This window comes from Flavobacterium cupriresistens, assembly GCF_020911925.1.
GTDB classification, from domain to species: Bacteria; Bacteroidota; Bacteroidia; order Flavobacteriales; family Flavobacteriaceae; genus Flavobacterium; species Flavobacterium cupriresistens.
In genome coordinates this window covers 496,850-519,010 of the sequence record NZ_CP087134.1, presented here as the reverse complement: position 1 = coordinate 519,010, position 22,161 = coordinate 496,850, and the positions used below count along the sequence as shown (strand labels likewise).

Genomic DNA, 22,161 nt, shown 5'->3' with positions numbered 1-22,161 from the left:
ATAAAGATGAATAAATTTAAAATTTTTAGTTTTGCCTTAGTTGCTTCAGTTTCTGTGGCAAAAGCGCAAGACATCAACCAGGCTAAGAAAGCAATTGACGCGGAACAATTTCAAAAAGCGAAATCATTGCTAAAATCAATAATTAAAGCAAAACCATCTGATGGGGAAGCTAATTTTGTTTTAGGGAATATTTACCTAAATCAATCTGTTATTGATTCTGCTAAAATTTATTACCTAAATGGAATTGAAGCAGCAGATAAGAAAAATCTAAACTATATTGGATTAGGTCAAATCGATCTAAACAATAAAAATACAGCGGCAGCTCAGGCTAATTTTGCTTTAGCGACTAAAGATATTAGACGTAAGGATGTAAATGAGTTTATTTACATTGGTAGAGCTTATATCAATTCGGATAACCCGGATTATAAAAATGCAATCGCAAGTTTGCAAAAAGCATTGGCTATTGAACCACAAAACGCTACAGCTCTTTTGACAATTGGAGATGCTTATTATGGTGCTAATAATCAAAATGACGCTTATAAAGCTTACCGTGATGCATTCACTGCTGATCCAACACTTTTGAGAGCGAAAATGCAATTAGGGGTTTTATTGAAAGGGGCCAAATCTTACGAAGAAGCAATTAAATCTTTTAATGAAGTTATTACTTTAGATGTTAATTACGGACCGGTATACAGAGAGTTGGCTGAGACTTATTACAAATGGGCAAGAAACAAGCCTTCAACTTCTACAGTTAACTTGCAAAAAGCAATTACAAACTACGAGAAATATTTAAGTCTTACGGATTATTCATTAGATTCTAAAATGCGTCACGCTGATTTCTTAATCTTGGTTAAAGATTATAAAAATCTTGAAGTTGTGGCAAATAAAATGATTGCTGAGGATAAAGTTAATCCTAGAATCTTCAGATATTTAGGATATGCAGCTTATGAGAATGGAAATTATGATGTTGCTATTAAATCATTAGAAGATTATATTAAAGTACCAACAAATAAAATTATCGCAAGAGATTATTTATATCTTGGTTATGCTAAAATTAAAAAAGGTACAAATGCAGAAGGTGCAGTTGATGCAGCTGCTTTTGATTCAGGTTTAGCTGAAATTAAAAAAGGAGTTAATTTAGATCCTACTGCTGTTGAAGAGCTTGGAGATTTTGGAAAAGAATTATTTGGTAAAAAACAGTTTGTGCAAGCTGCTGATCTTTTTGAGTTAACAGCTACGAATACAGAGTCAAAAAGTTATTTGACAGATAATGTGTATTATGGTATTGCTCTTTACTATGCAAATGTAAATAAAACGGCTACTGCTCCTGAAGTTATTGCTGCTTTAGGTAAAGCTGATGCTGCTTTTGACAGAGTATTGGTTGCTTCTCCTACTTATGAGGAAGCTTACTTGTACAAAGGAAGAATCAACAACTTACTGGAAAAAGATGATCTAATCATTAAAAACTACGAAGAGTATGTTACTAAAATAACTGCTAAAGGTGCTGAAGAATTGGCAAAACCAGCTACAGTTAAAAAAGTAGTTGAAGCTTACAACAGTATCGGTGCAAGTTATGCTAATACAGATAAAGCAAAAGCAATTGAATATTTCAACAAAAGTTTAGTTTTAGATCCTGCTAATGCTTATGCGGCACAGTCAGTGAAAGCTTTGAAATAATTAAAGTCTTTTATTAAATATAAAACCGGTAGTTCTCATTGAACTACCGGTTTTTTTATGTTCCGTATTTAAATGACTATCTTTGCACTTTAAAATAAAATAATGTTAGCTAAAGAAATACAATTAGAAGTGAATAAAGGTGCTATGTTGCCTTTGATGGAAGAGTTTTATACGATTCAGGGAGAAGGTTTTCATACCGGAACTGCTGCTTACTTTATTCGTATTGGAGGTTGTGATGTGGGCTGCCACTGGTGTGACGTGAAAGAAAGTTGGAACGCAGAATTGCATCCGCCAACAAGTATTGATGTAATTGTAAAAAATGCTTCGACGTATGCGGATACTGTTGTAATTACGGGTGGTGAGCCTTTGACATGGGATATGAGTTTGTTGACGCAACAATTAAAAGATAAAAATTTAAAAGTCCATATCGAAACTTCAGGTGCCTATCCATTGTCCGGAACATGGGATTGGATTTGTCTTTCGCCGAAAAAGAATAAATTGCCAACTCAAACCGTCTATGATAATGCACATGAGTTAAAAGTGATTATCTACAATAAACATGATTTTATTTTTGCCGAAGAACAAGCAGAATTGGTAAATGATAACGCAATTTTATTTCTTCAACCCGAGTGGAGTAAAAAAGAAGAAATGACTCCATTGATTGTAGATTATGTAATGAATAATCCAAAATGGCGTGTTTCACTTCAGACACATAAATATTTGAATATTCCTTAAATGATAAAACAAAAAATCTCTTCAATTGAAGAGATTTTTTGTTTTTAATAATGAAGGCACAGTGTATAAGAAAGATCCAATTGGTGGTTATTTCCAGTTGTTGTGTTTTTTCAATGTAGTTATATGGGCTAAATGATGTTTGCCATGCCAGGCATAAGTGGCTATCATTTGCTTTATCTTAATTGCAGAATTATTTTCCGGATGTATGAAGCTTTTTTCCAGTTCAGTCTCCGATAGATTCTTCATAATAAAAGCTAATCTGAAATGGAGACCTTCCAGTAATGATAAAGTGGGCTCTATTGGCATTTTTAAATTATCGGGTAATTCAGACCATAAAACTTCATCATATGCTTTTATTACAGGATTGTTTTCGGTTAACGCCCATTTTATTCTTATAAAACAATTCATATGGCTTTCGGCACAATGATGAATCACTTGTCTGACGGTCCATCCGCCGGGACGATAGGGAGTGTCAAGTTGTTGCGCTGATAAATGGATCGTTTCCTGTTTTAATTTTTCAGGGAATAATGAAATTTCTTCGATTTGACTAAAAAGATACTCTTTCGAATAGGTTGTAGGTGTAATGAACTTCCCAATCGGATATTTTAATTTTTCTAAATCTAAATTTTCCATAAGCTTAAAAAAGAGTGTTAAATTGAAAGTCTGGCAAGATAATCATAATGTTCACCTTCCAGAATAAGTTCGCATTTTAGTCCGTTAGCTATTGCGGCGTTCTGAAGTGTGTTGTAATCTAGATACAGCCAATTAAAAGGTTCTTCTTTTTCGCCTTTGTAGCTGATATTAAAAACAAGTTCTCCGTAATAATCAGTACTGGACGGAATCCATTTGCCGCCATCTTCATCTTCATCAAACATATAAATAATGTCTGAGCTGTCCAATAAAATTTGCCCGCCTGTATTCAGTAAGGATTTTAATTTTGATAAATACTGATTGCAATTTTCCAGTTTTCCAAAAATACCAACGCCATTCATTAATAATACAATGGTATCGAATTTTTCTCCTTCAAAATCTAGTATGTTTTGGACTTTTACATTTTTAACTCCTCTAAGTTTGCAGGTTTCTATTGCATGAGTAGAAATATCTATAGAAGTAACCTCTAAATTTCTGTCATTTTGTAGGGATAAACTATGGCTGCCTGCTCCGCAGCCTACGTCCAGAATTTTTCCGGTTGCCAGTTGTAATGCTTTTTGTTCTATTTTCGGCATTTCATTATAAGAGCGGAATAAATAGTCAACGCTCATCTCGTCTTCTTCAGAAATCGAAGTTTCGGTAATAATATTTTCAGGTGAATTTTGGGTCTGAAAATCATACATTGCTTTTCCAAAAAGATCTTTCATTGTATTTTTAGTTCAAAGTTTAAGGTTTCAAGTTTAAAGTTGTTTAATTTTGCAGGTCAACTTTAAATTTTAAACTTGAAACAGATTTTAAATAACTTAAATAAGTTAGCCAAAGATAAGCATATCGAAAACAAAAAGTATTTCGATAAGCTTAAAAAGAAACAACCTAAAAACTTAGACTATGTGATGCAGGAATTGCATGATAAAGAGTTTAAGAAAACGGATTGTTTACAATGTGCAAATTGTTGTAAAACAACTGGGCCACTGTTTACTTTGGCTGATATCGAAAGGATTTCAAAATCTTTCAGGCAAAAGCCACAGCAATTTATAGAACAATACCTTCAGATTGATGAGGATAAGGATTATGTGTTGAAAAGTGTGCCTTGTACTTTTTTGGATAATGAAAATTATTGCATGATTTACGATGTCCGCCCGAAAGCTTGCAGAGAGTTTCCGCATACCGATCGAAAAAAGTTTCAGCAGATTACAGATCTTACTTTGAAAAATGTTGCGATTTGTCCAGCCGCGTATAATATCGTCGAGGAGATGAAGAAGCGACTTCCTTTGTAAATTGAACCCGTTTGGCACTTAAATATTATATAATTGTTTTTGGAACAATTTGTTTTTGTTTTTTTAAACGTATTTTTGACTGATGCGAGAGCATACACTAATTTTAAGACAACTGAAAATTGAATCTAGAATACTTCATTGCTAAAAGACTTATTACTGCTAAAAATTTTAAAAGCAGTATTTCGGCTCCGATTATAAAAATTGCCATATCGGCTATTGCTATTGGTATTATTATGATGTTGGTTTCTGTAGCAACAGGAATTGGTCTGCAGCAGAAAATTAGAGAAAAAGTTTCTGCTTTTAATGGTCAGGTGATTATTTCGAATTATGACAATAATAATTCGGAAGTGACTATAGTTCCTATTTCAAAAAAACAGGATTTCTATCCCAATTTCAAATCTGTTCCCGGAGTAAGTCACATACAGGCGATTGCAAGTAAGGCTGGAATTATCAGAACAGAAAGCGCTTTTGAAGGAATTATATTCAAAGGAGTAGGAGTAGATTATGATTGGAATAATATAAAAGAATATCTGGTTGAGGGCAGGTTGCCTGATTTTACTAAAGCCTTAAATGAAGAAGTTATAATTTCCAGATTCCTGGCCGATCGATTAGGGCTTAAAGTTGGAGATCATTTTAATACTTTTTTCATTAAAGAGGAGCAGGGTAAAATGCCGAACAGTCGTCGTTTTGTGATAACAGGAATTTTTAGTTCGGGTTTTCAGGATTTTGATGCTACTTATATAATAGGAGATATACGTCATATTCAACGAATCAATAAGTGGAGTCCGGATCAGGTTGGTGCTTTTGAGGTTTTTGTTAATGACTTTAGTGAAATCAGAGCTACAGGTAATCAAATCTATGAACAAACGTCATCAAGTTTAGATACTAAAACAATAATAGAGAAGTACAGCTATATTTTTGACTGGTTGCAGCTTTTTGATTTTAATATTATCGTTATCCTTGTTATTATGATTTTGGTTGCTACTATTAATATGGTGGTGGCGTTATTGGTTCTTATTTTGGAGCGCACACAGATGATCGGGATATTGAAAGCGTTAGGTGCAAATAACTGGGCGGTTAGAAAGATATTTTTATACAATGCGTTTTACCTTATTATGAGAGGCCTTTTTTGGGGTAATCTGATTGGGATCTCATTATTGCTAATTCAACAGCATTTTGGAATCGTTCAGCTTAATCCGGAAAATTACTATGTTAATCAAGCACCGGTATATATAAATTGGGGTTATGTGATTTTGCTGAATCTGTTAACTGTTACAGTTTGTTTTCTGGTGTTATTGATCCCGTCCTATATAATAACCAAGATCTCCCCGGTAAAAGCCATTCGTTTCGATTAGTTTCTCTCTATATAGTACACCCCAACCCGACAGGTTTTCAAAACCTGTCGGGTTTATTTTTTAAAAAGCCCAGCAAAATCAGCCCTTCCAAAAGAACAACAACAAGACAAAACCACAATATGAAAGAAAACTCCTAAAAATTACAAAAGCCTAAGTTTTGTAAAAACACCATTACCAGTAAGTTAAGAAAAAGATTCAAAAAAAGGCAAAAAAAGGGAAGTAAAAAGCTTGTAAAAGCGAATAAAGGGACTACTTTTGCACCCGCAACGACGCAGACGTTCCCTGATAGACTGACAAGAAAAGAGGATTAATTTTTTAGAAAAGTTTGAGAGAACAAAATAAAAAAAAGATTCAAAAAAGCTTGTGAGATTTGAAAACGCTGCTTACCTTTGCACCCCGCAAAACACGCAAGTTCATTGAGAGATTGGTTAAGAAAAGAAGAAAATTGGAAACGAAAAGTTTCTAAAAAAAAACTTCAAAAAATTCTTGCCAGTTAAAAATAAAGATGTAGTTTTGCAGCCGCTTTGAGAAACAAGCGAAACACAGAAAGACACGTTCGTAGACATATTGAATTGACAGCCGTTTTAACAGAGATGTTAAAACAAAAGAATAAGAGTAATGGAATCGAGAGATTCGAAAAGAAACACTAGAGAACGCATCGCAATATAATATAAAAAATATACGATGAAGAGTTTGATCCTGGCTCAGGATGAACGCTAGCGGCAGGCTTAACACATGCAAGTCGAGGGGTAGAGTTCTTCGGAGCTTGAGACCGGCGCACGGGTGCGTAACGCGTATGCAATCTACCTTTTACAGAGGGATAGCCCAGAGAAATTTGGATTAATACCTCATAGTATAATTGAATGGCATCATTTAATTATTAAAGTCACAACGGTAAAAGATGAGCATGCGTCCCATTAGCTAGTTGGTAAGGTAACGGCTTACCAAGGCTACGATGGGTAGGGGTCCTGAGAGGGAGATCCCCCACACTGGTACTGAGACACGGACCAGACTCCTACGGGAGGCAGCAGTGAGGAATATTGGACAATGGGCGCAAGCCTGATCCAGCCATGCCGCGTGCAGGATGACGGTCCTATGGATTGTAAACTGCTTTTGTACAGGAAGAAACACTGGTTCGTGAACCAGCTTGACGGTACTGTAAGAATAAGGATCGGCTAACTCCGTGCCAGCAGCCGCGGTAATACGGAGGATCCAAGCGTTATCCGGAATCATTGGGTTTAAAGGGTCCGTAGGCGGTTTGGTAAGTCAGTGGTGAAAGCCCATCGCTCAACGGTGGAACGGCCATTGATACTGCTAGACTTGAATTATTAGGAAGTAACTAGAATATGTAGTGTAGCGGTGAAATGCTTAGAGATTACATGGAATACCAATTGCGAAGGCAGGTTACTACTAATATATTGACGCTGATGGACGAAAGCGTGGGTAGCGAACAGGATTAGATACCCTGGTAGTCCACGCCGTAAACGATGGATACTAGCTGTTGGGCGCAAGTTCAGTGGCTAAGCGAAAGTGATAAGTATCCCACCTGGGGAGTACGTTCGCAAGAATGAAACTCAAAGGAATTGACGGGGGCCCGCACAAGCGGTGGAGCATGTGGTTTAATTCGATGATACGCGAGGAACCTTACCAAGGCTTAAATGTAGATTGACCGGTTTGGAAACAGACTTTTCGCAAGACAATTTACAAGGTGCTGCATGGTTGTCGTCAGCTCGTGCCGTGAGGTGTCAGGTTAAGTCCTATAACGAGCGCAACCCCTGTTGTTAGTTGCCAGCGAGTCATGTCGGGAACTCTAACAAGACTGCCAGTGCAAACTGTGAGGAAGGTGGGGATGACGTCAAATCATCACGGCCCTTACGCCTTGGGCTACACACGTGCTACAATGGCCGGTACAGAGAGCAGCCACTGGGCGACCAGGAGCGAATCTACAAAACCGGTCACAGTTCGGATCGGAGTCTGCAACTCGACTCCGTGAAGCTGGAATCGCTAGTAATCGGATATCAGCCATGATCCGGTGAATACGTTCCCGGGCCTTGTACACACCGCCCGTCAAGCCATGGAAGCTGGGGGTGCCTGAAGTCGGTGACCGCAAGGAGCTGCCTAGGGTAAAACTGGTAACTAGGGCTAAGTCGTAACAAGGTAGCCGTACCGGAAGGTGCGGCTGGAACACCTCCTTTCTAGAGCCTAAGTGTTAGCAAGCAATTGCACGGTTAGGAAAAAAGATGCAGATCTAAATGTTTCTGAATCATGAAATTTTATTACTCTTGCTGTTAGTTCAAATAATAAATTTAAGTAAAACAGAGTCTCGTAGCTCAGCTGGTTAGAGTACTACACTGATAATGTAGGGGTCGGCAGTTCGAGTCTGCCCGGGACTACTTTTTAAAGAGAATTAATTAAAAATCAAAAATTTATAATTAAAAGTAACTTAAAAAGACTGAAAAGCTTAAAAAAAGGAAATTCTAGAAGTTGGAATTCACCAAAGAAATTAGAGAAGAATTAAGAAATCTAAAATCTGAATTCTACAATCTAAGATTGCAAAATGGGGGATTAGCTCAGCTGGCTAGAGCGCCTGCCTTGCACGCAGGAGGTCAACGGTTCGACTCCGTTATTCTCCACTGATTTACTATAAAAGTAGTAAATAAAAGTTCATTGACATATTGAGATAAGAAATAATAAAAAGTAGAAAGCGTTTTTTGTTATTGGTAGTAATACGGATAATAAAAGACAAAAAAAAACGGTCATAATTGATTTTATGATTGGTACAATAAGCAAAATAAGGGCGTATGGGGGATGCCTTGGCTCTCAGAGGCGATGAAAGGCGTGATAAGCTGCGAAAAGCTACGGGGACGGGCACACACCGATTGATCCGTAGATACCTGAATGGGGCAACCCACTATGTTGAAGACATAGTACACCGATAGGTGGGCAAACCCGCTGAACTGAAACATCTAAGTAGGCGGAGGAGAAGAAAACAAAAGTGATTCCGTAAGTAGTGGCGAGCGAACGCGGATTAGCCCAAACCAATGTTGTTACGGCAAGATTGGGGTTGTAGGACCACGACATTTTATGCACAAGGAACTAGAAGTGACTGGAAAGTTATGCCATAGAGAGTGATAGCCTCGTATAGGTAACAAGTGTAATAGATAGTGGTATCCTGAGTAGGGCGGGGCACGTGAAACCCTGTCTGAATTTGGCGGGACCATCCGCTAAGGCTAAATACTCCTGAGAGACCGATAGTGAACCAGTACCGTGAGGGAAAGGTGAAAAGAACCGTGAATAACGGAGTGAAATAGATCCTGAAACCATACGCTTACAAGCGGTCGGAGCCCTTTCGTGGGGTGACGGCGTGCCTTTTGCATAATGAGCCTACGAGTTAACGTTGCTGGCAAGGATAAGTGGTTAAGCCACGGATCCGTAGCGAAAGCGAGTCTGAATAGGGCGCTTTAGTCAGTAGTGTTAGACGCGAAACCGTGTGATCTACCCATGGGCAGGATGAAGCGCTGGTAACACAGTGTGGAGGTCCGAACCGGTTGACGTTGAAAAGTCTTCGGATGACCTGTGGGTAGGGGTGAAAGGCCAATCAAACTCGGAAATAGCTCGTACTCCCCGAAATGCATTTAGGTGCAGCGTTATTTTAGTTATATAGAGGTAGAGCTACTGATTGGATGCGGGGGCTTCACCGCCTACCAATTCCTGACAAACTCCGAATGCTATATAATGATTGATAACAGTGAGGGCTTGGGTGCTAAGGTCCAAGTCCGAGAGGGAAAGAACCCAGACCATCAGCTAAGGTCCCCAAATATATGCTAAGTTGAAAGAACGAGGTTTGTCTGCCCAGACAGCTAGGATGTTGGCTTGGAAGCAGCCATTCATTTAAAGAGTGCGTAACAGCTCACTAGTCGAGCGGACGAGCATGGATAATAATCGGGCATAAGCATATTACCGAAGCTATGGATTTACAGTTTACTGTAAGTGGTAGGGGAGCATTCTAACAGGGTTGAAGGTGTATCGTAAGGTATGCTGGACTGGTTAGAAAAGAAAATGTAGGCATAAGTAACGATAATGCGGGCGAGAAACCCGCACACCGAAAAACTAAGGTTTCCACAGCTATGCTAATCAGCTGTGGGTTAGTCTGGTCCTAAGGCGAACCCGAAAGGGACAGTCGATGGCTAACGGGTTAATATTCCCGTACTACTAATTACTGTGATGGGGTGACGGAGTGATGAAAGCGCCGCGAACTGACGGAATAGTTCGTTGAAGTACCTACCTATAAGCTGCGCAGGCAAATCCACGCGGCTTGGGGAAATACGATAGTACTCGGAGTCTTCGGACAAAGAGATAGTGCGCCTAAGGGCTTCCAAGAAAAACCTCTAAACTTCAGGTAATTAGTACCAGTACCGTAAACCGACACAGGTAGTTGAGGAGAGAATCCTAAGGTGCTCGAGAGATTCATGGCTAAGGAATTAGGCAAAATAGACCTGTAACTTCGGGAGAAAGGTCGCCAGCGCAAGCTGGCCGCAGTGAAGAGGTCCAGGCGACTGTTTATCAAAAACACAGGGCTCTGCAAAATCGTAAGATGAAGTATAGGGCCTGACACCTGCCCGGTGCTGGAAGGTTAAGAGGAGATGTTATCTTCGGAGAAGCATTGAATTGAAGCCCCAGTAAACGGCGGCCGTAACTATAACGGTCCTAAGGTAGCGAAATTCCTTGTCGGGTAAGTTCCGACCTGCACGAATGGTGTAACGATCTGGACACTGTCTCAGCCATGAGCTCGGTGAAATTGTAGTAACGGTGAAGATGCCGTTTACCCGCAGTGGGACGAAAAGACCCTGTGCACCTTTACTATAGCTTAGTATTGACCTTGGATAAATGATGTGTAGGATAGGTTGGAGACTGTGAAGTGGCGTCGCTAGGCGTTGTGGAGTCATTGTTGAAATACAACCCTTTGTTTATCTGAGGCCTAACCCCGCGTTGTGGGGGACATTGCTTGGTGGGTAGTTTGACTGGGGTGGTCGCCTCCAAAAGAGTAACGGAGGCTTCTAAAGGTTCCCTCAGTACGCTTGGTAACCGTGCGTAGAGTGCAATGGCATAAGGGAGCTTGACTGAGAGACATACAGGTCGATCAGGTACGAAAGTAGAGCATAGTGATCCGGTGGTTCCGCATGGAAGGGCCATCGCTCAAAGGATAAAAGGTACGCCGGGGATAACAGGCTGATCTCCCCCAAGAGCTCATATCGACGGGGGGGTTTGGCACCTCGATGTCGGCTCGTCACATCCTGGGGCTGGAGAAGGTCCCAAGGGTTGGGCTGTTCGCCCATTAAAGTGGCACGCGAGCTGGGTTCAGAACGTCGTGAGACAGTTCGGTCTCTATCTACTGTGGGCGTTAGAAATTTGAGTGGATCTGATTCTAGTACGAGAGGACCGAATTGGACAAACCTCTAGTGTATCTGTTGTCCCGCCAGGGGCACCGCAGAGTAGCTACGTTTGGAAGGGATAAGCGCTGAAAGCATATAAGCGCGAAACCCACCACAAGATGAGATTTCTTTTAAGGATCGTGGAAGATGACCACGTTGATAGGCTATAGATGTAAAGGCAGTAATGTCATAGTCGAGTAGTACTAATAATCCGTAAGCTTATGTACACCCTTTTCCCCACACTTTGGTGTGGGGAAGAAACTTTCTCCCTTCGACTCATGTCAAGGACTTTTTTATATTCTTTATCTCAGTATGTTAAGATATTGTTGCAATTATTTAATTATTAATTATAAATTTTTAATTAATTGTACGTTACCTCAAGTAACAACGACCTTAAGGTGGTTATTGCGGCGGGGCTCACCTCTTCCCATCCCGAACAGAGTAGTTAAGCCCGCCTGCGCAGATGGTACTGCAGTTATGTGGGAGAGTATGTCGTCGCCTTTCTTTTAAGAACCCTATCCAAATCGGATAGGGTTTTTTGTTTTATATACTTTTTCTTTTTTAAACCATATAAGTGATGTAAGTTCAGTTTAGAATTACTTTGCGATCCTTTACGGGATCAAGACATATTGTTGTGGGGAAATATTAAAAATTAGATATTTGTATTTTGAAATTATATATAAATGCAAGATTCTTTTATCGACATTCTTAAGTTGTTATTGCCTGAGATAATAGTAGACTATTTTGAACTTACTTCTTATAAAAAGGGAGATGAAATACTTCACTTGTATTTAAAAGAGATTAATTCGACACCAAAAGAATACAGAGAGTCAAAATTAAGTTCAAAAGGATTCTTCGAAGAGATAACAGTGCAGGATTTCCCTATCCGTGGACATCAAGTATATCTTCATATAACCCGCAGAAGATGGCTAAATGAAGATAGTGGAAAGATCGTTTTCAGAGATTGGAATTTAGTAGCAGACGGAACTCGTGTAACACAGGAGTTTGCGTCTTTTTTAAAAGAGATCAATAGATTCCAGTCCAAATGATTGTAATACCATTGCTTCTTTTTATGGGGTTTCGGGTAGAAACTTGCAATGTCAATAAAAAGATTTCTTAAGTGATTTCAAAGTTTGGGATCAAATATCACACGCTAAAAAGTGGCTTCTCTTTCCACAAAATATTGGAAAGCGTTTATCCATAGATGAAACCTCTCTCTCCAATGGTGAGCTCTATACTATTTTAACCAACAAATCCGGTAAAGGTAGAAAAGGCACGATAATAGCAATGATTGCAGGAACTAAAGCAGAAACAGTTATTGGTGTTATTGAAAAAATCGCTCTTAAACAGCGAAATGTAGTCAAGGAAATCACTCTGGATATGGCTGGTAATATGGGATTAATTGCTAAAAGATGTTTTCCTAATGCTACTCGCGTTACAGACCGATTCCACGTTCAAAAATTAGCGTCAGAAGCTTTACAAGAAATCAGGATTAAACATCGTTGGGAAGCCATCGATCAGGAAAATGATGCTATTGAAAAAGCCAAAAAGTTAAAAGTAAATTTCGAAGCTACAATACTTTCAAATGGAGATACCCTTAAACAATTACTAGCCAGAAGCCGCTATTTCTTGTACAAAACCAAATCGAAATGGACTCAAAATCAAACAGAACGTGCTGTATTACTATTTGAATTATATCCTCATATTCAAAAAGGATATAGTGGATCAAGTCCGAAAGTTGTGGGGAAGTAAAAATCTCGCAGAGTCGCAAAATCGCAAAGTTTTAATGAAAAAACAGAAAAAAAGTTTGAGACTCTATACTATTTTTAGAAATCCAAAGCGAGAAAGTAGAAAACAGAAAGGTGGAGCTTAAAAACGGGAAAAAACTTAGCGGCTTGGCGTCTTTGCGAGATCGTCAAAGCGAGAAGTTAGAAAATTAGGTACTTAAAAAGCTCTGGCCAAAAAGTATATGATCTGCTACTTCTAACAAAAGAAATTTCTAAAAATTATTTCACAACTTTTTAACTTGATTAGAAATTACAGAACTACAAGATATTTGTTCCTCCACAACAATATGTCTTGATCCATACTTTGGGAGAAAGTTTTGGAATTTGACTTTGATCATCCAACTGGTCAATATGGGTTTTCGACACGATTAGCGCTTGAGAATCATTGGACGTTATATTTTACACAGAGTGCTATACTGGAGTACAAAAAGTTTATGTTCCTGGCGGCAACCAATAATGAAATGGTTTCACCTTCGGAAATTGTGGATATTGTTTGGCATCAACACTTGATTTTTACTAATTCTTATTCGGATTTGTGTAAATTGCTTGATAAAAGGATTGAACATATTCCGTCTACTCATAACCGAATTGATTTTGAAAAATTTAAAATCGCAAAAGAGAGAACTAAAAAATTGTATGAAAATCTTTTTGGAACCCAGCCTAGGGAGATTTGGTATTATGAAAATGAATTAGATTCTTTAAACTTCGACAAAAGCAAATATGAGATTTCGAAGCTCAGGAAAATGTTTTTGTGGTATTCTATATTTCTTGCTTTCCCAATTTGCTGGATTATTTTTCCAGTTTTAATACAAATCCAGAACCCCGATTTTTTACTATTTTATATTTTGTCTTTCGGATTGATTATTCTCTTTTTGGAATTTTATATCAGAAGGAGCTTAATTTCGTTGTACGAGAATATTAAATCAAATTCAATTTTAAGAAACCTCACTGCTTTTGAGTTGGTCTTTTTTAAAGAAAACAAATTGGAAGTTGTAGTTCATGGTGTGGTAAACAATTTAATAAAGAATAAAAAAGTTATAATTTTAACGAATGGTAAATTACAATTAATCGATGAAGATGTTGTTGATAATGCATACGAGAATTGTATTATCGAAATCATGAAAGAGTATGATACCATGTCCTATAAGTTTTTATGTATAGCAGCCATGCAAAAGCCAATTTTTGAGCAATTACGAAAAGGTGTCTATAGAATCAGGGAAAGAATTAGCAGCTCAAAAGAATTTATATCAGTGATGATTTTATCGATGATTGTTTTAGGATCATTATTAAGTATTCTTTTTAGTAGATTCATTGCGGGAATCTGGAGAGATAAACCTGTAGTTTTTTTATTGTTAGCAATTATTGCCATAGTTGTGATCACTTCTTACTACTTAGACAGGATACTAAATTTAATGTTTACTAAAATTATACCTTCGTATTTTATAGCAGAAGTGCGGGAAAGCAATAAAAATGAAACTAGTTGGGAGTGGAATTATTTCCTTTATGGAAATGTGATTCTGGCAAGCTCATTTGTACCTATAACAAATTATGATTCGAATGTTTCTTGGGCTAATAATTCGAGTAGTTCGGGATCATGCAGTTCTTCTTGCGGAAGTTCCTGTGGAAGCTCTTGCGGTGGTTGTGGAGGGGATTAAGAGAACTGGATGGCATTTGGTATTACATGCCCGGCCAATATAAAACATTAAACTTATGACCATCCGGATCTGAAAAGCAGAAGGTATAACCTTGTTCGTAGTTTTGTGGTTCTGAGAAAATTGTTCCGCCGGCTTTTCGAACTTTTTCAGCCCATTGGTCTACTTCTTCTTTGGTGTTAGCAGAAAGCGAAAATATAACTTCACTTTGGGTTTTCCAATTTCCGATTGCTCCATTTATATCCGTTTCTAGTTTTGATTTTTTGAAGAAATTAATGATGAATTTGTTTTTGCCGAAGTTGAAACTTGCATTTTCATCGGAACTATGTTTATTGTTTGATTCAAATCCTAGTTTGATATAGAACTCATATGTTACTTTTAAATTGTCTGAGGCTAAATTTGCCCATATCATTTTAGTTTCCATTTTTAAAGTTTTAGATTAATTAGAAAAGTAAAGTTATGCAATTTAATGTTTTGAGTTGTAGTATCTAAGTTTTAGTGGTGTTTTGCTTTTATAAGCCTCAATGGTACTATTTTGACTGAAATTGTTGCTTTATCGCAAATCCCAGTTTTTAGCTTTTAGAAAAGCACGGCAGTTTTTACAAAAGTCTTTTTCCTGATCGATTGGATTTCCTCCCTCGGCGTCTCTCATGAGGCAAGTTTTGGTTTTACAATGTGGTAAACCTTCAGTATGACCTAACTCGTGCAAAACTACTTTATAGAATTGTTCTTTTTTATTTTTATCCGATAATCTGAAATCGGAAACAACGCAAGCACTTCCGGGATGATAACCTAATCCCATAACACCCCAATCCTGATGGTTGTCTTTTGTTGTACTGATGTCTTTATGTGAGAGTCCGACAATAACGGAATCTTTGCCAACTTTTGTCTTTAAATTTTTAATAATACTGTCGGCACGAAATCTGTTTCTGGGCTGGTAATAAGAACCTGAAGGAAAGTCTATCGATTTTCTAAGTACCACGTTTGGATTGATTTTTCTGATTTTTTCTAGTACCTCATTGGCCGAACCTACTTGGAAGTTTCCTAAAGGCTGTAAAACAATAATTTTTGGATGTTTTTCTGTCTTTGTCTTTTCACACGAAAGGAGAGAAAAAAAGCAAAATAATAACACTATTTTATTCATGGTTTGCATTTTGTGTGGTGGCTTTTTTTAGATATTTTATGTACTTGAAATGCTTTGAAAAGTGGGGTTGCTAATTGTTGTAAGATAGATGAAATCGTACTATTCTGAATCAAATTGATTTAAAGCAGGATGTAATTCCTGTTTAGAAAAACGTATTGATAGTTGCCTTGTAAGTTTGTCCAATGGGGATTTTGTATTGATTAATTAAAATTCGGTTTCCTTCAATTTGTTTGATTTTGTTTTTAGCAACAATAAAAGATTTATGGGTTCGAATAAAGTTGAATCCGACAAGAAGTTCTTCCAGAGTGGATATTTTTTGAGGACTTATAATCATCTCTTCCTTTAGATAGATTTTAGAATAATGTCCGTACGCTTCAATAAATAGTATATCTTCAAAATGAATTTGGTGATGTTTTTTATTGCCTTTTATGAAAAAACCGGATACAGTATCGGACTTCGTTTCGGGTACGGATAGTGCGGATTTAGTATTCTTGTCTTCTATAGTATTAATTGTTTTATTAATAGCTTTTACGAAACGTTCAAAGCTAAATGGCTTTAATAAATAATCAGAAATGTTAAGTTCGTAACCTTCTAGAGCAAATTCTTTGTAAGCAGTGGTAACTATTATTTTTGGTGGATTAACCAGTGTTTTCAAAAAATCAAAACCGGATAATTTGGGCATGTTTATATCCAAAAAGAGTAAGTCGACCGTATTTTGATTTAAAAACGGCATGGCTTCAAAGGTATTATAACAATTCCCTACTTTTTCCAAATGCGGTAAATTGTTGCAAAAGTTTTCAATAATACGATGCGCTATAGGTTCGTCATCTATAATTAAATAATGAATCATGTCGTTTTTATTATTAGAGATAGTTTGTAAATCGTGCCTTTAACTTCAATTTGCATTTTGTGTTTGTACGGATACAACAATTCTAAACGTTGTTTTAAATTTTCTAATCCAATGCCCCTATTTTTATTAGATTCTATTCTTTCAAAATTATTTTCGATGTCAAAATAAATAGTACCGTTGGTCATTTTTAAATCAACATGAATATAGGCATTTTCTGTTAAGCTTTCTACACCATGTTTAAATGCATTTTCCAAAGGAATGATCAACAGTAATGGAGCAACTTGACCCTTTTTTTCTTGCAAACAATTAAATTGAATGTCAACTTTTTTTTGATATCGTATTTTATGTAAATCAATATAACTTTTTAAATATTCCATTTCGTCCTGTAGTGGCACAAAATCTTCCTTCCCCATATAAATGGTATAGCGCATTATGTCGGATAATTTTAAAACAACATCTGGCGCATCATCTGATTTTTCGACAACTAAACCATATAAATTATTTAAAGTATTGAAAAAGAAGTGTGGATTAATCTGGCTTTTTAATAGCGATAATTCGGCTTTAGATTTCTTTGATTCCAAGGTTTTTAGCCATTTCCATTGCTGATAGAACCAATTTAAAGTCAACACAAAAAAGGGAATGGTTAAGATAATTTTAATTTCTTTTTCTTGTTGCAGGTAGCTGCTTGTGTCCTCGGCATAAATTCTTATATAATAGAAATAACCTAAAGCCAAAATATAGAATACGATGGTAAGTAGGGCATGTTTTTTAAAATATAGCGGCGCCAGTATCGAAAAAAAACTCAGCCCTATGATTACGAATCCAACAAAAGTAATTGGGTTATCGGCTATTTTGGAATTCAGGTCATTGATTATGATAATGAAAAAAAGAAGAAGCAATGCGAACAGCTTTAAACAGGTTGTTCTATTTTGTTTTAGAAACGAAAAATAATAAATAGGCAGTGAGATTAACAACCAACTAAAAATGAAACTCAATGTGTTTGTCAATACTTCTGAATTCTCAATATGGATAAGTTTAAAATACAACAAAGCAACAACGATAATTCGATGAATTAACAATCCATAAAGGAATGCTTTATATTTTTTTAGAAATTTTATCATGTTTCAAAAGTAAGTATTATTGCTTTTTTTCTGGTACAATTTGCATGAACACATTAAAAAACAGCATAAACAGTGTTTTTTTCGACTTCAAGCCGATTTAAGTGTATAAAACAGTTGTATGTGGCGAGTACTGATGTGTTGGTGAAAAATGTTTTATAAGCTTTTGGTTCCCTCTTATGTTTGCGGGAAATTATATCAATTAAACAAAAGTATTATGAAAAATTATTCTAAAATCGTGTTATTAATTCTATCATTTGCAATGACGCAAAATAGCATTGCACAAGACCTTAAAAATGGGCTAAACACAAAACAGAAAGATGCTATTCTATCAGGGATAAAAACCAATATAAAGGAATCCTATGTTGATTTAGAATTATCAAAAAAAATGATAATTGAATTGGATAAAAATTCAAAATCTAACAAGTACAAGGAGATTACAAGTCCTGCTGAATTTTCTAAAGTAGTTACAAGAGATTTGCAAAGTGTCAGTAATGATTTGCATCTTCTGGTTCGGTTTGAACCACAGCGTAGTGCTCAGAATAAGCCGGAGATTACAGAGGAAGAGCAACAAAAAAGAGAAAAAATGATAGCCCAGAAAATGGCAGAAACTAATTATGGTTTTAAGGATGCCAAAATACTCGAAGGAAATATTGGTTATTTAAATTTACTTCAGTTTGCAGATATAAAATACGCAGAAGAAACGGCTACTGCGACAATGAATTTTTTAAGTAATACCAATGCGATTATTATTGATTTGAGAAATAACGGCGGTGGTGTTCCCAGTATGATGCAATTGTTAGCGAGTTATTTTTTTGACGAAACTCCGGTTTTATTGAGCGATTTCTACGAACGCAAGACCAATACCAAAACGCAATTGTATACGTTTGCAACCGTTAAAGGAAAACGAAGTGTAAACAAACCGGTTTATATTCTAACAAGCGTACATACATTTTCTGCTGCCGAGGCCTTTACTTATACGCTAAAACATTTAGGTAAAGCCACTGTTGTTGGTGAAATCACAGAAGGCGGTGCCAATCGTGCCAAAAGAATTAACTTAAGTGATGGGTTTACGATTTCTGTTCCCTACATCAAAGCAATTCACCCGGTAACAAAAACGAACTGGGAGGGGAAAGGTGTGCAACCCGATATTAAAACAATGGAAAAAGATGCTTTTGTATATGCTTACATCGATGCGGTCAATAAAACTGTTGCAGGAAGTAAAAATGGTATTTTAAATAAAATTGGTTATGCTCTTTTAAGCGAAAAATCTTTTGATGATGCTATAATTGTATTTCAGGAAAACACAAAGTTATTTCCAACAAATGAAAATACCTGGGACAGCTTAGGCGAAGCGTATTCTATAAATAAGGATAAAGAAAATGCGTTAAAATCGTATAAAAAAGCGCTGGAATTAAACCCAAATTTAGAATCGGCAAAAGAAATGGTTCAAAAATTAGAAGCTATTAAGTAAAACTGAAAAAAGAGTTCTATTTATTGGGTTTAGATATTGTGCTACGAAATAGTACTTTTGATAAAGAACCAAAAAACTCCTCAAGAAATTAAGGAGTTTTTGGTGTTTAATTTATGAAAAAGTCCGAAACTTGACTTTTAGACTTTTGAATTATGTAAATGAATGTGTTTTTTTTCTAGTAATGCTAATGCTTCACTAGCTATTTCGTCTGTTAATCCAACAGTAGCGCTTGTTTGAATTAAATTCATTTTTAAAAATTCACTTAGACTGTTCTTGTTAGTATTCTATTTTTTTGCATTTAGGTTGAAATAGGTTCTATCGTTAATACTGTTAATGAATGCTAGTTTAGTATTTCTTCGAAACGTAAATAGTTAAATTACTGAACTATCATTCTTAATTTCTTGTAGTTCTGTCCTTTCGACGAAGGAGAAATCGCATCCAATATTCGACAAAGATTGGCACTTTTCTTTGCGGAATTTCTTGTGTGATTTCTCCTTCGTCGAAAGGACAAGCCGAGAGGTGGTTTTTAGATAAACTAAATTTTTAAATTCAATTTTTATTGTTCTACAGGTTTTAGACTTGATCCAGAAAAATAAAAGCGTAAAAAAAACTCCTCAAGAAATTAAGGAGTTTTTGATAATCTTACGAGTCATTGTCTATAGGAGATTCTTATTCTGTATTTTTTCAAATATGGTGTTTAATACTTCTTTCATGTCTTTTGGTGTATTTTCGCCACTTTGGTTGGTTACAATAAATACACCCATATTGTATTTTGGGAGTATGTAAATGAAACATTGTGATCGTGGAACTCCTCCGTGATGCATGTAGATTTCTCCCATTTTTTCGTCTTTTAGCACTCTCCAGCAGTAGCCTGCGCTAAATTTTTCATTGACTTTTACCAATCCTCTGTGAGATTCTGCTACATCGGCATTGTTTTTTAATTGGTATTTAATGTATTTTATCATTTCGGGAACTGTTATTTTTACGTTTGCAGCAGCACCCCATGGTAATTTCTGATTCGGAAGGGTTATAGAAGGATAATCACAATGGTAACCAACGGCAAGGTTTTTTTCTTCTTTTTTCGACAGAACGAGTTGGACAGGTTTCATTTGAGCATTTTCAGAATAGTATTCTTTTAACAGTACCTCAAATTTTTTATTGTATGTTTTTTCAAGAATAAGAGCCAAAAGCTCAATTCCTGCACTTGAATAAGAAAAGTTAAATCCCGGAATCGTGTCAATTTTAATGGTATGTAAGTCTCTCAAAAAATCTTTTTGAGTATAGTTTACCAGTATATCATTCATCTTTTTCGGTGTGTCTTTATTGGCAAAATCTTTTATGATTGCGGTCAATTCCAATGGGATCATATTGGGTAAACCACTTGTGTGCGTTAATAAATCCTTTACGCGAACAGGAGAACCGTTAAAACTTAAATTTGGATAGTCTTCTGTTAAGTATTTCTGAACAGGATCTTCAAGGTTTATTTTTTTATCTAAAACCGCTTTTGCTACTAATGTTCCTGTGAAGGTTTTACTCAAAGAGCCAATTTCATAAATAGTTTGATTAGTGGGTGCATTTGATTTGCCTTTTTCTAGCTCACCGTAATGTCCGATAAATTCTTGGCCTTGGTATACCATTCCGATTGATACCGCATTAATGAGTGGTTTTTCGACCATTTTATTTGCTGTACTATCAATCAGGGATTTTAGAGGAAAGGTTGTCTCTTTTTCGTTTTTTATTTTCAATGAAGTTTGTGCTAAACAGAATAAAGGTAGTAGTAAAAAAATAAGGAGGTTTCTTTTTTTCATGATTTCTAAATTTTTGTGTTGTTAGTAACTGAAGGCAAAGATGCTTTAGAAATATTCGTTAGACGACCGAAAGAAAATACTCGTACCAATTTCTGTTAGTGAAATTGGTACGAGTATTTAATGAAAACGTACGAGTAGTTACAAACGGCTCATAATTAGTGGTTTTAGATACTTATTTTAAAGTCCATTTTACAAAATTAGTCATAACCTCTGGCCAATGTTCTTTATCGTAATCGGGTTGTCCGTTTTCTTTTCTTTCATAAAAATTATGGTCTAAGCCTAAATATCTTTTATAGGTTAAGTTGTTTTTTGAATTTTGAATGTAAAACAAAGGAACCAAATCACATAAATCAGCTGTGGTATCATTTGTTCCGTAAGCCAGATAAGTAGGGATTTTTATTTTTAACCAATCGTTTACCAAGGGTCTTGAGAAAGATTTCCAAGCCAGCAAATAGGGTTTTACCTTCACGCTATCCGGTGTGTATGCATCCCGATACATCTGGTAGGTTTCTTCCATGTTTTTATCTGCTGTTTCCCAGGTGATTGCTTTACTTTCGGCTGCTTTTCTTTCTTCTCGCAGGAGCTGGTCAATTCTGCCAAATGGATTTGTGCTGAACAAACCTAAGTGGGTAACCTTTTTATTGTTTAAGGCAATTAGTGTTGCCACTTTAGAACCTTGGGAATGCCCTGCAACGATAAGTTTTGAATGGTCTACCCATTTCTGTTGCTGCAAAAAATGAATCACTTTATTGGCTCTGCTTTCGTAATTTTCTAAATAGTCCGCTTGTTCATAGGCGAGGGAGAGGGCTCGCGGCTCACTTGGATCCGGAACATAACTAAAAGAGGAATTGAGGTCTTTTTCGTTAGCAATTACCGGAGTCTCCGGCATTGAAATTACGATAAGATGGTAGTGTTTTTTTATTTCAGCAAAGTCAAAATTAGTTATACCGCCACCGTACATCCACATCTCTTCTTTTTCAGGTTTAATAAACAGAGGGATTGGTAAAGAACCCTGACAGAATAAAAAGATTGGTTTTTTCTCTTCCAATTTTGTGTCAATTACAATAAAATTAATCGTGTCTTTTTTCTCCTTTAAAGAAAATAAAATAGCCTGATTGTTTATGATCTCTAATTTTTGTGCAAAATTTAATTGAGTGAAAATAAACAGAATTAATGTGATTTGTAGTTTTTGCATAATAGC

The 22,161-nt window shown here is 36.4% G+C and carries 16 protein-coding genes, 2 tRNA genes and 3 rRNA genes; 13 read left to right on the top strand and 8 right to left on the bottom strand.

All coding sequences use genetic code 11. From position 1 onward, the window contains the following. Positions 1-6 precede the first annotated feature (6 nt). Positions 7-1,677 (top strand): tetratricopeptide repeat protein, encoded by a 1,671-nt coding sequence (locus LNP23_RS02520; protein WP_230003543.1) that lies wholly within the window; start codon positions 7-9, stop codon positions 1,675-1,677. Between the two features lie 102 nt (positions 1,678-1,779). Beyond that, on the top strand, positions 1,780-2,412 hold the full coding sequence (locus LNP23_RS02515) for a 7-carboxy-7-deazaguanine synthase QueE (RefSeq protein WP_230003541.1): 633 nt from the start codon (positions 1,780-1,782) through the stop codon (positions 2,410-2,412). Between the two features lie 87 nt (positions 2,413-2,499). Here LNP23_RS02515 and LNP23_RS02510 read toward each other — a convergent pair whose 3' ends face one another. Beyond that, entirely contained in the window at positions 2,500-3,045 is a 546-nt protein-coding gene (locus LNP23_RS02510) for a YfiT family bacillithiol transferase (protein ID WP_230003539.1), read from the bottom strand. A 17-nt stretch (positions 3,046-3,062) separates the two neighbouring features. Continuing rightward, positions 3,063-3,770: a class I SAM-dependent methyltransferase gene (locus LNP23_RS02505; protein ID WP_230003537.1), complete on the bottom strand. Its 708-nt coding sequence runs from the start codon at positions 3,768-3,770 to the stop codon at positions 3,063-3,065. Positions 3,771-3,845: 75 nt separating this feature from the next. Here LNP23_RS02505 and LNP23_RS02500 point away from each other — a divergent pair, with 75 nt between their 5' ends. The 10 genes from LNP23_RS02500 (at position 3,846) to LNP23_RS02455 (ending at position 14,569) form a co-directional block, all read left to right on the top strand. Next, positions 3,846-4,340, top strand: coding sequence for a YkgJ family cysteine cluster protein (locus tag LNP23_RS02500; protein ID WP_230003535.1), 495 nt, complete (start codon positions 3,846-3,848; stop codon positions 4,338-4,340). A gap of 119 nt (positions 4,341-4,459) precedes the next feature. Beyond that, positions 4,460-5,695 carry an ABC transporter permease gene (locus tag LNP23_RS02495; RefSeq protein WP_230003534.1) on the top strand — a complete coding sequence of 412 codons (1,236 nt, stop codon included), beginning with the start codon at positions 4,460-4,462 and terminating at the stop codon, positions 5,693-5,695. A 681-nt stretch (positions 5,696-6,376) separates the two neighbouring features. After that, positions 6,377-7,890: ribosomal RNA gene (locus LNP23_RS02490) — 16S ribosomal RNA — on the top strand. Positions 7,891-8,014: 124 nt separating this feature from the next. After that, positions 8,015-8,088, top strand: a tRNA-Ile gene (locus tag LNP23_RS02485). A gap of 166 nt (positions 8,089-8,254) precedes the next feature. Continuing rightward, positions 8,255-8,328: transfer RNA gene (locus tag LNP23_RS02480), tRNA-Ala, on the top strand. 147 nt (positions 8,329-8,475) lie between these two features. Further along, a 23S ribosomal RNA gene (locus tag LNP23_RS02475) occupies positions 8,476-11,354 on the top strand. A 167-nt stretch (positions 11,355-11,521) separates the two neighbouring features. Beyond that, positions 11,522-11,631 (top strand): 5S ribosomal RNA (gene rrf / locus LNP23_RS02470). The 16S, 23S and 5S rRNA genes sit together here with 2 tRNA genes alongside, the layout of an rRNA operon. Before the next feature lie 179 nt (positions 11,632-11,810). Further along, positions 11,811-12,176: an ISAon1 family transposase N-terminal region protein gene (locus LNP23_RS02465; RefSeq protein ID WP_230003532.1), complete on the top strand. Its 366-nt coding sequence runs from the start codon at positions 11,811-11,813 to the stop codon at positions 12,174-12,176. Positions 12,177-12,270: 94 nt separating this feature from the next. Beyond that, positions 12,271-12,879, top strand: a complete 609-nt coding sequence (locus LNP23_RS02460; protein WP_319624886.1) for an ISAon1 family transposase — start codon at positions 12,271-12,273, stop codon at positions 12,877-12,879. Between the two features lie 352 nt (positions 12,880-13,231). Then, positions 13,232-14,569 carry a hypothetical protein gene (locus LNP23_RS02455; protein WP_230003530.1) on the top strand — a complete coding sequence of 446 codons (1,338 nt, stop codon included), beginning with the start codon at positions 13,232-13,234 and terminating at the stop codon, positions 14,567-14,569. Between the two features lie 22 nt (positions 14,570-14,591). On the opposite strand, the gene LNP23_RS02450 is transcribed toward LNP23_RS02455, so the two are convergent. From LNP23_RS02450 to LNP23_RS02435, 4 genes are all read right to left on the bottom strand, one after another. Further along, positions 14,592-14,990: a VOC family protein gene (locus tag LNP23_RS02450; RefSeq protein WP_230003527.1), complete on the bottom strand. Its 399-nt coding sequence runs from the start codon at positions 14,988-14,990 to the stop codon at positions 14,592-14,594. A 129-nt stretch (positions 14,991-15,119) separates the two neighbouring features. After that, the gene (locus tag LNP23_RS02445; RefSeq protein ID WP_230003525.1) at positions 15,120-15,710 is read right to left on the bottom strand and encodes a Zn-dependent protease; all 591 of its coding nucleotides are present in this window, start codon (positions 15,708-15,710) and stop codon (positions 15,120-15,122) included. Positions 15,711-15,852: 142 nt separating this feature from the next. Then, positions 15,853-16,560 carry a LytR/AlgR family response regulator transcription factor gene (locus LNP23_RS02440; RefSeq protein WP_230003523.1) on the bottom strand — a complete coding sequence of 236 codons (708 nt, stop codon included), beginning with the start codon at positions 16,558-16,560 and terminating at the stop codon, positions 15,853-15,855. After that, positions 16,557-17,681 (bottom strand): sensor histidine kinase, encoded by a 1,125-nt coding sequence (locus LNP23_RS02435; RefSeq protein ID WP_230003521.1) that lies wholly within the window; start codon positions 17,679-17,681, stop codon positions 16,557-16,559. The genes LNP23_RS02440 and LNP23_RS02435 overlap by 4 nt, the downstream gene beginning before the upstream one ends. Positions 17,682-17,895: 214 nt before the next feature. On the opposite strand from LNP23_RS02435, the gene LNP23_RS02430 reads away from it, so the two are divergent. Beyond that, positions 17,896-19,152, top strand: a complete 1,257-nt coding sequence (locus LNP23_RS02430; RefSeq protein ID WP_230003520.1) for a S41 family peptidase — start codon at positions 17,896-17,898, stop codon at positions 19,150-19,152. A gap of 656 nt (positions 19,153-19,808) precedes the next feature. Here the strand turns inward: LNP23_RS02430 and LNP23_RS02425 are convergent. Together LNP23_RS02425 and LNP23_RS02420 are read right to left on the bottom strand one after the other, a co-directional pair. Next, positions 19,809-20,960 carry a serine hydrolase domain-containing protein gene (locus tag LNP23_RS02425; RefSeq protein WP_230003518.1) on the bottom strand — a complete coding sequence of 384 codons (1,152 nt, stop codon included), beginning with the start codon at positions 20,958-20,960 and terminating at the stop codon, positions 19,809-19,811. A gap of 172 nt (positions 20,961-21,132) precedes the next feature. Continuing rightward, a complete protein-coding gene (locus tag LNP23_RS02420; RefSeq protein ID WP_230003516.1) occupies positions 21,133-22,155 on the bottom strand; it encodes an alpha/beta hydrolase family protein in 1,023 nt (340 codons plus the stop codon). Positions 22,156-22,161 lie beyond the last annotated feature (6 nt).